We start from the raw sequence: 14,036 nt of genomic DNA, 5'->3' as shown, positions 1-14,036 counted from the left end.
TGAACCTTCTAAAGAAGATTTTTTTTGCAATAGCACTTGTGTTAAATGCGAATGTTTTATTTCGAAATTTTATCAGTCTTTATCTTTTTGAAGATAATAGAATACAAATCCGCTTGCGAAATAAAGAATAACATCTACAATATCTTTGGTATATCTTGCTAAATATTTAGGGAAAATAAACTCGAATAAAAGGCTATACATAAAACAAACGTAAAGAATGATTGGTAAACTCAACGTGTAGCTTTTATCTTTTTTAGACCATTTTAAAACCTGTAAACTACTGTATAAAACAATCGGAATGATTAAAAAATCGTTCACATAAAAACGAATAACTCTAGGTAAAGGAACTGAAAAGTATTGAAGAAAATAGACCGTAATTCCTATTAATAGAGAAATGATAAAATAATAAAAGAGTGTTTTTTTCATGTTAACCGGCGGCCACCATTGCAATAAACCAAGCCAAACCAGCACCAATTAAACTTACAATTGTAATTGCAGAATATAAAGCCCAACCCACAATACGGTAAAAAACATTAGGATGCTTTTTTAATCTTTCTGCAAGATTAGGATTCTCTCTTTCATGAATAGCTTTATCTACTTCTTTCTGTTTTACAGCACTTGCTTTGAGCTCTCTTTTCTTTTGATGAGAGATAAGCGTGTTACAATTAGAACAATACTCTTTATTGGTATTGAAAACCCCACAGTTCGGACATTTTATAATTCTTTTTTCAGCCATCTATTTTCTGAAACTAAAGCTATTTTTATTCTTATAAGGTCTAATAATTAAACGCGTTTCTCTATCAAAACGAATGTAACTATACACCCAATTTAGAAAAACGATGGCTTTGTTTCTAAAACCAATTAAGGAAAATAAGTGGACAAACATCCAAACAAACCAAGCAAAAACTCCTTGAAATTTCCATTTTGGTAAATCTACAACGGCTTTATTTCGTCCAATAGTTGCCATGGAGCCTTTGTCTTTATAAACAAATGCTTTTTGTTCTTTGTTAAATAATTTTGCCAATATATTTTTTGCAACCAATCGTCCTTGTTGAATGGCGGGTTGCGCCATCATAGGGTGTCCGTAGGGAGTTTTTTCTGATGTCATACAAGCAACATCTCCAATTGCATATACGTTTGGATGTTCTAGAACTTGGCTAAATTGATTCACTTTAATTCTTGCGGCTCTTTCTATAACACATTCTGCGTTTAAACCATCAATCATTTGTCCTTTTACACCCGCTGCCCAGATAACAGTTTCGGCTTTAAAATGATCTTCACCATTTGTGGTTACTGTTTTTCCGTCATAATCTAAAACACGTAAATTTTTCCAAACATGAACGCCTAGTTTTATTAGAAAATCTTCTGCTTTTTCAGAAGCTTTTGCACTCATTCCTTTTAAAATACATTCAGAACTTTGTATTAAGTTAATCTGCATTTGACGAATGTCTAAATCTGGATAATCTTTAGGCAAAATTCCTTTTTTCATTTCTGCCAAAGCACCAGCTAATTCTACACCTGTTGGTCCTCCACCAACAATTACAAAATTCATTAAAGCATTTCTTTCTTCAATGTTAGATGTTAATAGGGCTTCTTCAAAGTTTTCTAAAATTAGACTTCTAATATTTAAAGACTGCGGAATGGACTTCATTTCCATCGTGTGTTTTTGGATGTTTGTATTTCCAAAAAAGTTGGTTGTAGAGCCCGTAGCTATAATTAATTCATCATACTCTAAGCTTCCAATAGAAGTTTCGATGGTATTATTTTCTGGATTGATTTTCTCAACTTCAGCTAATCTAAAATAGAAATTTTCTACATCATTAAAACGTTTTCTTAACGGAAAAGCAATAGAATCGGGTTCTAAACCACCCGTTGCTACTTGATACAATAAAGGTTGAAACGTATGGTAATTGTGTTTGTCAATTAAAACAACTTGCAGTTCTTGTTCTTCTAATCCTCTGGCTGCAGCTAAACCTGCAAATCCGCCACCAATAATTACAACTCTTGGAAAACTAGTTTGTGGTATGTTCATTTTGTTTTATAATAATGGTTAAAAGGATTCTAATTTTTTAATTGTAATATAATTGGTTTCAATTTTTCTGTAAAAATAAGACTTCTTTTTTTTGTTCCGCTATAAGTTGTATGGTAAGGATGGTTTAATATTAAACTGTCATTAATAACAAATGTTTTAGGGGTTCCGATTAGTTTTAAATCTGTTTTTTTATAAAATTTTATAATATCAGTATAAAATCTATCGTCATATTCAGATGCTGCAATAGGAGGGAACGTAATAAAGAAATAAGCTCCTTTCTTTTCGACTTCTTTTTTTGCGTATAAAATATTTTTTTTAAACTCTTCGCTTATTTTATGATTGTAATTATATTTTTCATATCTGCTTACTTGACTAGCAGTCCAAGTTCTTTTTTCGTTTTTTTGATTAATATAATCACCTCTTGAGTTGTATTTTTTTAAATCGTTGTATAAATTTGGTTTTAAAAAGGATTTTAATTTTCTGTAAGAAAGTAAAGTATTCATTTTAGGAATATTGTATATGAACTTTATTTTTTGTTGAAAACTTTGATATTTAAATAAAGAAGAATTATTGTAAATCGAAGCTAATTGTGCTGTTGATATAGAATTGTCTTGGTCGTAATAATTATCGTATTCAGGTCCGTAAATAACAATATCTCCTTTTTTTACTTTGTCCGTTATATAACATAAAACAAAATTAGATTTATGTGATAATGTAAATGAGGTATTAAACACTTCTCTATTTAATTTTTTTGAAACCAGCTCAGAGTCAAAAGAATTTCCCATACTAGAACCAGCAATAACGTATATAGGTTTTTCTATTGTATTATTAAAAAAACTTGCTTTTTTTGTTTCTATTGGAGTAATCCAATTTCCAAGACTTAATAATGTATAAAAAATAAGATTAACACCTATAATTAGGCTAGATATTAGGAATGTTTTAGTTATAAAATTTTTCATTAAAATTGAAAATATATAAAATCTACTACTTTATTAGAAACAGCATAGAATAAAATTGATTGAACTATTAAAAAATAGAAAGCATAACGTAAAATTCTATTTTTAATTTTTAAAGTTTCTGTTTTTCTAGAACACCACTCTAATAAAATAAAGAGTAAGATTATAAAGTTAAATTTTTCTATTGAATTATTTATGTAAACAGTGTTAAAGAATATTCTAGATATATAATCTATTGCCATAGTAACTGTTTCTGCTCTAAAAAAGATCCATGCTAATGTAACTAAGATAAACGTTGTTACCATCTGTAGAAATTCTTTAAGAGATGGTAAAAAATGTTGTTCAGCAACAAGGTTCGTGTTTTGTCTGTTTTTACTGGTTAATAATAACGGTAGAAAAAATAAAGCATTAAGGGCCCCCCAAACTATAAAAGTCCAATTTGCGCCATGCCAGAAACCACTTACTAAAAAAATGATAAAAACATTTCTTACTTGTTTCCATTTATTACCCTTAGAGCCTCCTAAAGGGATGTATAAGTAATCTCTAAACCATGTTGATAAACTAATGTGCCATCGTCTCCAAAACTCTGCAATATCTCTAGAAAAATAAGGGTAATTAAAGTTTGTCATCAATTTAAAACCAAACAATCTAGAAGTTCCAATGGCAATATCTGAATAACCAGAAAAATCACCATAAATTTGAAAAGCAAAATAAATAGCACCTAATATTAGCGTTATACTAGATTGATTTTGGTAATTATCAAAAATTTCATTGGCATAAATAGCACAGTTGTCTGCAATAACTATTTTTTTAAATAACCCCCATAAAATAAGCTTTAGACCAGAAGTAGCTAAATTATAATTAAAGGTTCTTTTTTTGTAGAACTGAGGTAATAAATTTGTAGCTCTTTCTATAGGGCCTGCAACTAGTTGAGGAAAAAAAGACACGAAACTAGCAAAGGCAATAAAATTTTTTGTAGGTTTTAATTTTTTACGATATACGTCTATAGAATAACTTAAAGTTTGAAAAGTATAAAAAGAAATTCCGACAGGTAATATAATATTTAAAGAACTTTTATGCATTGTAATACCAATACTAGACCATGCGTTTACCCAGTTATCAATAAAAAAATTGAAGTATTTAAAAAAGACTAACAAGCCTAAGTTAAAAATTAAACTACACCATAAAAGCAGTTTCCTTTTTTGTTGATGATCTGTTTTTTCTAATTGAATTCCAATTGCGTAATCAACTAGAGTACTTAGTATAATTAAAAATAAAAACCGCCAATCCCACCAACCATAAAAAATATAGCTAGCAATTAGTAATAAAATATTTTGAATACGTAACTTTTTAAATACAAACCAATACAATATAAATACGGTTGGTAAAAATAGCAAGAATTCAAAAGAATTAAATAACATAATAGAAAATAACTTTCTTGCAAAAATACATTTTATTGTTTTTGCTCTCGTTTTATTTGTTGTAAAGTTTTGTTTGTATTGATGAATTCTGAGATTACTTTAAAGCGAATAGTTTCTAAATCTTCATCAAAATAATTAACCCATTTATCATCTTTAAATAATTGAATTATTTGTTTTATTCTATTTTGTGCTTCAGAAAAAGTAAATAAATAATTTTTGCTACCTTCTTTTTTAGGTTGAATTATCGCTGTTTTTTCTTCAAAACAGACATCAATATAAAATATTTTTTCTGTTGAATTGATAGGGTAGAAGTCAGTCCATTTAGCAAAACCAATGACTATTTGTTGGTTTTTATAATCTTCGTTTGCTTGTAATTTCCATCTACAATTAGCTACACGGCCCCAATGATTCGATTTTCTATAAACACCGTCTTTAGTATAATAATACATACTTTCAGATTTACTTTTATAGTTTGTGTTTTCAGGAAATTCAAAGTTATCTATTTGTATAAATTCACAAAAAGTATGTTTAAAGAAGTTGGTTTTATTGTAGGTTTTCAAAAGGTCTATTTTTATGAATGCAAACCTTTCAGATTTTAAAAACCTGAAGTGTCTCTTTGTTGTTGCAAATTTAGCAAAGGAATCTGAATTATCATAGCCAGTGAGTATTCCTATTTGTCATTTTTAAAACAAAAAAACGCAATCAAATTAATGATTGCGTTTTTAATTAATTAAAAACAATTATCTTTCTCAGGTTTTTTTATCTTTTAATAATTTTTTTAATTTCAATTAGATTGGTTTCTGTAGTTATTTTTAGAAAATAAATTCCAGAATTTAGGTTACTAATATTTACTTTTTTGTCAACATAAGTTTTTACTTTTTTTCCTTGTAGATCATAAATTTCAATAGTTTTAATATGTGTATCACTTTTAATATTTATAATACCATTTGTTGGATTTGGATAGATAATAAAATCAAATTTATTTAAAGTAGGAGTTATGTCACCTAAAGTTGGTGATCCAAATTCATAAGCACCCATATCTATTGTAGTGTTAAAAATACGTTGGTTATTTAATAAATCGCCAATAATATTTGTAGATATTTTACTATTAACTCCGGTGTCTATTGCCGGAGAACCTGATTGTAAGGTAAAAACCTTATTTGCTGGATCTACAAACATTGGGTCTAAATTTGTTGAGCTATAATGACCTCCTTGTACTATATTATTTGTAAAAGTTGCTTGATTTCCGTTGTTGCCAGTTCCTCCAATACTTATAGATGTAGTACCTCCGTTGTTATATATAATAGAATTGTAAAAATATATAGGAAAACTACTTGCTGGATTTAAATTTATGGTTATTGCATTATTGTTTGGAGAGTTATTTTTTGTAATTGTTGTATTTATAACACTAACTTCTACAGAAGGAGTTGTTCCGGAACTCCCCCCACTACTTATTAATAATACAGATGATTTATTCGTTGCACTAGTGCTATTGCCTGTTATTAATGAATTAACTATTTTACCATAACTTTTAATGTTATACTGCTGGCTACCTGTATAACCAATATTAGCAGATAAAGCAGAATAATTATCTTTTATAATACAACTTTCAAAATCTATATGAGATTCCGTAGTCTGGCTACCGCAAGGATTAAATCTACCCATAACGGCATAATAGATACCTGTATTTTTTTCAATGGTACAATTGAGAAACTTCATATTTACTTGGCGATTTTCATTATCTGGGTTCGCGTAAATAGCACTACCTGTTCTATTATCGTATTGACTAGAAGAGCCAGTGTTACAGCTATTATATAAACTACCATTAGAGTTACCGCCTGTTATTAAAAAACCATTTAATTCTCCACCGGTAGTAACGTTACCTTTTATAGTTACCACATGGTAAGCATTCTCTTGTCTGGATGCTTCTGTTTCTACAAGAGAAGTATTATCATTTCCATTTAAATCACCCGATAAGATTGTAGCGTTTGTAGTATATAATAAACTCATATTTCTATCTATTAAAAGAGTCTCATTTCCTTGAAAACCACCATAAATTTTTTGCCTCTTATTCATTGAGAATGTTGATTTCCTTGGTATTGTTGCAATAGTAGGTTTATAGGTACCTCTTGCTACCCAAATATCTTCTGTCACAGCAGTATTGTTTATTGCTGTTTGTAAATTTGTATAAGCATTTGCCCAAGATGTACCATCATTATTTCCTGTTGCATTGGCATCTACAAAAGTTGGTAACTTTTTAAATACAGCAGTTACAGATGTGTTTTTATTAATTGTAATTGTTGTTGTAGCAGTATTGCCAGAAACATCTTCCGACCACTCACTAAAAACGGAACCTGCATCTGGGGTTGCAGTTAATGTTACAACTGTACCGGAAACATACGTGCTGTTTGATGAAGGAGTTGCAGTTACTGTACCATTGCCAGTTGTGTTTGTTGTTAAAGTGTAACAATTTTCACATAAGTTGTATAGTGCTGTAATTTCTGATGGAGATAAAGCTCTACTATACACCTTAATATCGTCTATTTCTTTTTTATAATTAGCAACGGAAGAAGGTGAAATAATAAAAGTTCCATTAGTAATAAGATTGTGTCCTGTACCAACTAATTTGTTAGATAAATTCCCGTTTTTAACCCCATCAATATACACTTCAAAATAAGTGTTATAATTACCACCGTTTCTAAATAACTTAATAACAATATGATGCCAATTGCCATCATACAAGTTTGTTAAAGTAGCACTTCTACCATTATTACCTCCAACATAATTGCTTGCATAGCCAGACCAACCAAATACGTTTCCGCCTTTTTGCTCTAGCCTAAATCCTCTAGAAGAAGCACCATATATTTGAAAAATTCGTTCCCAATTTGTATTTATTGACGTTGGTTTTAGCCATAAACTTACCGTTAATGCAGAATTTGAAGAATTTACGGTACCACCTGTAAATTGATCTCCATTTAATTTAAGAGTGTTATGATAAGATACTCCATAATGGTCTAGTTGATTATATGTAGCTGCATTTCCCGATTGAACTAAATCTCCAGTACCTGGGGATACAATATTTGTTAAGCTTCCACCTGTAAAAGAATAATGTAAAATTTCATCTGTTGGCACTTGCGCGTGCATAAAACCACTAATTAAAAGTGAGAGTATAAGTATTTTTTTCTTCATAATATGTGTTTTTTTATATAGTTATGAAGCAAAAAAATGCTATTTAAATATCATTAGGTAAAAATTCATTCCGAATGGATACCTTTAGTTTCCGAAAGGTTTCTAAAATTTAACTAGAAAACATTTTCTCGAAGGTTTCTTTGTAGCTTTTACTTACAGGAATTTTAAAATGACTATCTAACGTTATCATTTTATCTTTTTTAGAGTAGGATACTATTTTATTAGAGTTTATAATCCAAGACCTGTGTACTCTTATAAAAATATTTTCATCACAAAGTAAGTTTTCATAATAACTTAATTTTTTTGAAGCAAGATATTTTTTATCACCTTTGGTATGTATAATAGAATACATTCTATCTGCTTCTATGTATAAAAGGTCTGTAATGTTTAAAATTACATAATCACTTTTATAAGGGATGGCAATTTTTTTAACCGTTTTTTTATTTTCTTTTAAAAGAGTTATTCTGTTATTATTCGTTTTATTTACTATTGATGTAGTTGCTCTTTTGATAGATTTTACTAGTTTTTCTATTTCTATTGGTTTTAATAAGTAATCTAAAGCAGCCACTTCAAAAGCTTTTACAGCGTATTTATCATAGGCAGTAACAAATATTATTTGAAAGTCTATTTCTGTAAACGAATTTAAAAGTTGAAAGCCATTTTTTTGAGGCATTTCTATGTCTAAAAAAATAAGTTGAGGTTTGTGTTTTTTAATTTTTAGAACTGCTTCATCTACATTTTTAGCTTCAGAAATAACGGTTATATTTTTACAAAATTCGTTCAATAAATAACGTAAGTTTTCTCTCGCATTTATTTCGTCATCAATAATAATTGCATTTATTGTATCCATATTTATTCTGTGATATAAGGTATTTTTAAGACTACTTTGGTGCCCTCTAAAACTTCTTCATAATAAAAACCTATATCAGTTTTATAATAGTCTTTTAGTATTTCTAATTGATCTTTTACTGCTTTGGTAGAAAAGGAAGGTTCTTTGGTAAGATTTTCTGTTTTAATTTTCTGGGAGGCTTTTATACCAACTCCATTATCTGTTATAATACATTTAAGAACGTTATTTATGGAGAATTCTATTTTAATTTTTTTTATGCCTGTCATTTTATGCAACAAACCATGTTTTATGGCATTTTCTATAAATGGTTGAATTAGCATTGATGGTATTTTAATATTATTAATTTCATTTTCTCCAATAATATCGAATTCAAAATCTTCTTGAAAACGTAACTTTTCTAGTTCTAAATATTTTTTTAACAATGATAATTCTTCATCAAACTGAACAAAACTTTTTTCACTCATGTTTAAATTTTCCCTAATTAATGAGGCAAACTTGTTAAGGTAATTGTAAGCTTCTAGTTTATTTCCTTTTAAAACCAAACTTTGTATTGAATTCATGGTATTAAACATAAAGTGTGGATTCATCTGGGCTCTTAAATATTTTAATTGTAAGTGAGCAAATTCACTTTTTTTACGTTTTTCTAATTCTTTATATGCTGCCTCTAGTTTTTCTTCACTTTTTATATTCATTACTTTAGAGTAATTTAAAATAACAAAAGCACCTGAAAATACACAAAAGATTAATACAGGTAAAATTGTTTCTACTGGGTAGTGTTCAAAATATAAATTAGGAACAAAATAGAGGAAAAAACAGAGAATAAGTATGCTAATGTTTATCCATTTTTCTTCAATTAAAATAAGTGCTATCAAAGGATAAATGAAATAGAAGTTTTCAATTAGACTATGTGGTGTAGTGTAATTTGTAAAAACATAAGTAATTCCTATGATTGCAGATATAAAAAGAACTCTTGCAATTATGTAATATCTTTTCTGTTGAAATAGGTAGATAAAACCTATGATAACATAAGAAATTCCATGCATAATTAAACTGTCTTTTAATTCTCGATTAAAAAGAATGTCAAAAAAAGTAATTACTGGTATCATAATGCACCATGTAAAGCAAAAAATATTTAAGAGTTTTATTCTCTTATTTTCTTTCTCAGAATTAATCTTATTAAAACCAATAGTAAAAATGCTTTCTAATTTTTTGTTCATTTTATAGTTGCAATTTATTGGACTTTTTTTTTAATATAGTTCTAGTTGAACTTTAATCTTTTAAATTAATAATAGAATCTTCTGGCATTTTGTTATGATTATAAGTTTTTAGTTAATTATTAAGTGTTATAAGGTATTTTTAAAATTACTTTTGTGCCTTCTAAGATTTCTTCATATTCAAAACCAATATCAGATTTATAATAGTCTTTTAATAATAGCAATCTGTCTTTAATTGCTTTTGTAGAAAATGAAACTTCTTTTGTAAGGTTTTCTTGATTAATTTTTTCTGAAGCTTCTATTCCTACACCATTATCTGTAATAATGCATTTAAGAACAGTATCTAAATAGAACTCTATTTTTATTTTTTTAAGTCCTTCTATTTTATGTAATAAACCGTGTTTTATAGCATTTTCTATAAAAGGTTGAATAATCATAGAAGGTATTTTAATGTCATTTATTTCATGTTCGTTTATAATTTTATATTCAAAATCCTCACGAAATCGAAGTTTTTCTAACTCTAAATATTTTTTTAAGAGTGATAATTCTTCATCAAATTCAATAAAACTTTTTTCACTCATATTTAAATTTTCTCTAATAAGTGATGCAAATTTTGTAAGGTAACTATAGGCCTCATGTTTATCTCCTTTTAAAACTAAACTTTGTATAGAGTTCATGGCATTAAACATAAAATGTGGATTCATTTGAGCTCGTAACGATTTTAATTGTAGGTGTGCAAATTCACTTTTTTTACGTTCTTCTAACTCTATATAAGCTAACTCTAATTTTTGATTACTTTTTAACAGTTTTTGCTCACTTTTTTTATTTAAAACTTTGGAGTAGTTTAAGATAATATAAGTTCCTGTAAAAACTGTTAGAATTAAAACAGGATTCATCATACCTTCTGGGTACTTATTTGTTTCTAACTTAAAAGGCACATAATAAAGCAACCAACAAACAATCATAATAGTTATAGTGATCCATCTGGTATCAATAAAAACAAGCGCAATTAAAGGGAAAACAAAGTAAAAATTCTCCATTAATCTTAAAGGTTCTATAAAATTTGAAAAAATAAAAGTAACTGAAATTAATGCGGAAATATAAACAACTCTAGCTAATGTGTATTTTTTAAATTTCTGAAGTGTATAAACAATAATAATGCATAGAAAAGAAAAACCGTGTACTTTTAAACTTTGGAAAAGATTTTGACTGAAAAAAGGGTCGAACATCATAAACAATAGAATAGAACCTGCCCAGGTTAAGCTAAAAGCATTTAACAAGCGGATTTTTTTATATTCTTTCACGGTATCTTCATATACACCAATATTCATTATTTTATTGTAGAGCGATTTTATTTTTTCCATGAAGTAAATTCTAGATATTTTTAAATTTAAAATATAGTTGAATTGTAAATTTAGGTTTAAATTGATTCTTAAAAATTTTAAGTTGAAGTATTTCTAACTAAAAAAACGCAACCACATGAATGATTACGTTTTTAACTTAACTTAAAATTCACTTTTTCTTCTATTTACTTATTTTGCTATTATAAGATCTCCTTTTTTACCTTCTTCAAGATTATTTATATTTATGGTTACAGTTGCGTTTTCACTTACAGTATCTTCTGCTACTTTTACGGTTGCTGTAATTTGAGTATTTGTTTCATAGTCAAATGCACTAGCATCTGAAACTGTTAAAACCCCTGATGTTGCGTTAATAGCTAATGCACCACTTGGTGATTGCGTTGTAATACTAAAAGTTACTGCTTTATCTGTGCTAGAACTCCCTGTAACTGTGCCAAGAGCTGATCCTTGTGAAATGTTTTCATCTGCATTAGTAGTTAAATCTGCAGTAGTAATTACAGTTGCAATTGGCGAGTCATCTTCAGTACAATTTATAATGGTTACACACATTACAAATAAAAGCATTACTTTAATTAAATTTTTCATAGTTATTTATTTTACTCAAAAAAAGAAAAGTTTTATTGTTATTTTACATAATTATTTCCGAATGACTTGTTTTAGTTTCCGAATTAATATTTATGTTTTGTAAATAGTGTTTTTTTAATCACGGGGCAATAGCCAAGGGTTTTGTTCTCAGAGGCTTGCTTTGAAATGAGAAATATTTATCGCAGAAGCATAATTCGTATTCGTGGGGTGAGGTTGTTGATTAAAAAAAAACGCAATCAAATTAATGATTGCGTTTTAGTTATTTTAAGAAAAAATGTTTTTCTTTTTATAAAAATCTCAAATTAAGTTTAGATAACTTTTATGAGATCCCAATGAATAATCGGGGATTTCTTTATGAAGATCCCTCTTTCATCGGGATAAGTTCAATAACGAATTTTGATTTATCAAAATTCTATTTCACTTACTTAACTTCTTCGAAATCTACATCTTCAACATTGTCTCCCTGAGTATCTGCTTCTGGTTGACCTTGTTGTGCACCAGCATTAGCTCCTTCAGCACCACCTTGTGCAGCATACATCTCTTCAGATGCAACTTTCCAAGCTTCGTTAATAGTTGCCAAAGCAGCTTCGATTGGTGCTAAATCTTTAGATTCATGAGCAGCTTTTAATTCAACTAAAGCAGCTTCGATTGGTGCTTTTTTATCCGCAGATAATTTATCACCAAATTCAGTTAATTGCTTTTCTGTTTGAAAAATCATAGAATCTGCTTCGTTAATTTTTTCTGCAGTTTCTTTAGCTTTTTTATCAGCATCCGCATTTGCTTCTGCATCTTCTCTCATTTTTTTGATATCATCTTCAGATAATCCAGAAGAAGCTTCAATTCTAATTTCATGAGATTTGTTTGTTCCTTTGTCTAAAGCAGAAACTTTAATAATACCATTGGCATCAATATCAAAAGTAACTTCTACTTGAGGTACACCTCTTTGTGCTGGTGGTAAACCATCTAAATGGAAACGACCAATTGTGTTATTATCTGCAGCCATTGCTCTTTCACCTTGTAAAACGTGAATTTCAACAGAAGGCTGATTGTCTACAGCTGTAGAAAATACTTGAGATTTCTTAGTAGGAATTGTTGTGTTTGCATCAATTAATTTAGTGAAAACATTCCCCATAGTTTCAATACCTAAAGATAAAGGAGTAACGTCTAATAACAATACATCTTTTACATCTCCAGATAAAACACCACCTTGAATTGCAGCTCCTAAAGCAACAACTTCATCAGGGTTTACACCTTTACTTGGCGCTTTACCAAAGAATTTTTCAACAGCTTCTTGTACAGCAGGTATTCTTGTAGAACCACCAACTAAAACTACTTCATCAATATCAGCAATTGTTAAATCAGCATTTTTTAATGCAGTTTGACAAGGCTCAATTGTTCTTTTGATTAAATCGTGAATTAATTGCTCAAATTTAGATCTTGTTAAAGTTCTTACTAAGTGTTTTGGTCCGCTAGCGGTAGCAGTAACATATGGTAAGTTAATTTCTGTAGAAGCAGAAGAAGATAATTCAATCTTCGCTTTTTCAGCAGCTTCTTTTAAACGTTGTAAAGACATTGGATCTTTACGTAAATCAATTCCTTCATCAGAGTTAAACTCTTCAGCTAACCAGTTAATGATTTTTTCATCAACATCATCACCACCTAAATGCGTATCTCCATCTGTAGCTAATACTTCAAAAACACCATCTCCTAATTCTAAGATAGAAACATCATGCGTTCCACCACCAAAATCAAAAACAACAATTTTCTTATCGTCATGAGATTTGTCTAATCCGTAAGCTAATGCAGCAGCAGTAGGCTCGTTTATAATTCTTTTTACAGCTAAACCTGCAATTTCACCAGCTTCTTTTGTAGCTTGTCTTTGTGCATCGTTAAAATATGCTGGTACTGTAATAACTGCTTCAGTAACCTCAGTTCCTAAATAGTCTTCAGCAGTTTTTTTCATTTTTTGTAACACCATTGCAGAAATTTCTTGTGGTGTATATAAACGACCATCAATATCTACTCTAGGTGTATCATTATCTCCTCTTACTACTTTATAAGGTACTCTTCCTGCTTCTTTAGAAGATTCAGAAAATTTATTACCCATAAAACGTTTAATAGAATAAACTGTTTTTGTTGGGTTTGTTACAGCTTGTCTTTTAGCTGGGTCACCAATTTTACGTTCTCCTCCTTCTACAAAGGCAACAATAGATGGTGTAGTTCTTTTTCCTTCTGCGTTAGGAATTACAACTGGCTCATTTCCTTCCATTACAGAAACACAAGAGTTTGTTGTACCTAAATCAATTCCAATTATTTTACTCATAATAATTTATTTTATATTAATATTTTAAATTCAATTTTACGTTTTCTATTAGGCAAATGGTGTGCCAACCGCTTTTTGACTAGTAAATGTCAGTTATTTTAAAAA

At 28.9% G+C, this 14,036-nt stretch carries 12 protein-coding genes; all 12 read right to left on the bottom strand.

The features are described 5' to 3' along the window. Nucleotides 1–72: 72 nt before the first annotated feature. Entirely contained in the window at nt 73–426 is a 354-nt protein-coding gene (locus JOP69_RS08090) for a hypothetical protein (protein WP_203393934.1), read from the bottom strand. Nucleotide 427: 1 nt separating this feature from the next. After that, nucleotides 428–736 carry a hypothetical protein gene (locus JOP69_RS08085; RefSeq protein ID WP_203393935.1) on the bottom strand — a complete coding sequence of 103 codons (309 nt, stop codon included), beginning with the start codon at nt 734–736 and terminating at the stop codon, nt 428–430. Next, nucleotides 737–2,032, bottom strand: a complete 1,296-nt coding sequence (locus JOP69_RS08080) for an NAD(P)/FAD-dependent oxidoreductase (protein ID WP_203393936.1) — start codon at nt 2,030–2,032, stop codon at nt 737–739. A gap of 29 nt (nt 2,033–2,061) precedes the next feature. Then, nucleotides 2,062–2,991, bottom strand: coding sequence for a hypothetical protein (locus tag JOP69_RS08075; protein ID WP_203393937.1), 930 nt, complete (start codon nt 2,989–2,991; stop codon nt 2,062–2,064). Further along, nucleotides 2,991–4,409 (bottom strand): MBOAT family protein, encoded by a 1,419-nt coding sequence (locus JOP69_RS08070; RefSeq protein WP_203393938.1) that lies wholly within the window; start codon nt 4,407–4,409, stop codon nt 2,991–2,993. Before JOP69_RS08070 ends, JOP69_RS08075 begins: the two co-directional genes overlap by 1 nt. A gap of 32 nt (nt 4,410–4,441) precedes the next feature. Beyond that, complete coding sequence (locus tag JOP69_RS08065) at nt 4,442–4,969, bottom strand: hypothetical protein (RefSeq protein WP_203393939.1); 528 nt, start codon at nt 4,967–4,969, stop codon at nt 4,442–4,444. Nucleotides 4,970–5,168: 199 nt separating this feature from the next. Beyond that, nucleotides 5,169–7,598, bottom strand: coding sequence for a LamG-like jellyroll fold domain-containing protein (locus JOP69_RS08060; RefSeq protein ID WP_203393940.1), 2,430 nt, complete (start codon nt 7,596–7,598; stop codon nt 5,169–5,171). Between the two features lie 109 nt (nt 7,599–7,707). Continuing rightward, the gene (locus JOP69_RS08055; protein WP_203393941.1) at nt 7,708–8,448 is read right to left on the bottom strand and encodes a LytTR family DNA-binding domain-containing protein; all 741 of its coding nucleotides are present in this window, start codon (nt 8,446–8,448) and stop codon (nt 7,708–7,710) included. A gap of 2 nt (nt 8,449–8,450) precedes the next feature. Continuing rightward, entirely contained in the window at nt 8,451–9,554 is a 1,104-nt protein-coding gene (locus JOP69_RS08050; protein WP_203393942.1) for a sensor histidine kinase, read from the bottom strand. Nucleotides 9,555–9,784: 230 nt separating this feature from the next. After that, complete coding sequence (locus tag JOP69_RS08045) at nt 9,785–11,026, bottom strand: sensor histidine kinase (protein ID WP_203393943.1); 1,242 nt, start codon at nt 11,024–11,026, stop codon at nt 9,785–9,787. Nucleotides 11,027–11,194: 168 nt separating this feature from the next. Next, nucleotides 11,195–11,608 carry a cadherin repeat domain-containing protein gene (locus JOP69_RS08040; protein ID WP_203393944.1) on the bottom strand — a complete coding sequence of 138 codons (414 nt, stop codon included), beginning with the start codon at nt 11,606–11,608 and terminating at the stop codon, nt 11,195–11,197. Between the two features lie 421 nt (nt 11,609–12,029). Next, on the bottom strand, nt 12,030–13,931 hold the full coding sequence (gene dnaK, locus JOP69_RS08035; protein ID WP_203393945.1) for a molecular chaperone DnaK: 1,902 nt from the start codon (nt 13,929–13,931) through the stop codon (nt 12,030–12,032). Nucleotides 13,932–14,036 lie beyond the last annotated feature (105 nt).

This window comes from Polaribacter sp. Q13 (genome assembly GCF_016858305.2).
Classification (GTDB): Bacteria; Bacteroidota; Bacteroidia; order Flavobacteriales; family Flavobacteriaceae; genus Polaribacter.
This window is presented reverse-complemented; position numbering and strand designations above follow the sequence as displayed.

Excerpts from the sequence above, each read along its gene's own strand:
- JOP69_RS08045 (WP_203393943.1), bottom strand. The coding sequence starts at position 11,026 with ATGGAAAAAATAAAATCGCTCTACAATAAAATAATGAATATTGGTGTA.
- JOP69_RS08080 (WP_203393936.1), bottom strand. The coding sequence starts at position 2,032 with ATGAACATACCACAAACTAGTTTTCCAAGAGTTGTAATTATTGGTGGC.
- JOP69_RS08040 (WP_203393944.1), bottom strand. The coding sequence starts at position 11,608 with ATGAAAAATTTAATTAAAGTAATGCTTTTATTTGTAATGTGTGTAACC.
- dnaK (WP_203393945.1), bottom strand. The coding sequence starts at position 13,931 with ATGAGTAAAATAATTGGAATTGATTTAGGTACAACAAACTCTTGTGTT.
- JOP69_RS08085 (WP_203393935.1), bottom strand. The coding sequence starts at position 736 with ATGGCTGAAAAAAGAATTATAAAATGTCCGAACTGTGGGGTTTTCAAT.
- JOP69_RS08090 (WP_203393934.1), bottom strand. The coding sequence starts at position 426 with ATGAAAAAAACACTCTTTTATTATTTTATCATTTCTCTATTAATAGGA.
- JOP69_RS08070 (WP_203393938.1), bottom strand. The coding sequence starts at position 4,409 with ATGTTATTTAATTCTTTTGAATTCTTGCTATTTTTACCAACCGTATTT.
- JOP69_RS08075 (WP_203393937.1), bottom strand. The coding sequence starts at position 2,991 with ATGAAAAATTTTATAACTAAAACATTCCTAATATCTAGCCTAATTATA.
- JOP69_RS08050 (WP_203393942.1), bottom strand. The coding sequence starts at position 9,554 with ATGATACCAGTAATTACTTTTTTTGACATTCTTTTTAATCGAGAATTA.
- JOP69_RS08055 (WP_203393941.1), bottom strand. The coding sequence starts at position 8,448 with ATGGATACAATAAATGCAATTATTATTGATGACGAAATAAATGCGAGA.
- JOP69_RS08060 (WP_203393940.1), bottom strand. The coding sequence starts at position 7,598 with ATGAAGAAAAAAATACTTATACTCTCACTTTTAATTAGTGGTTTTATG.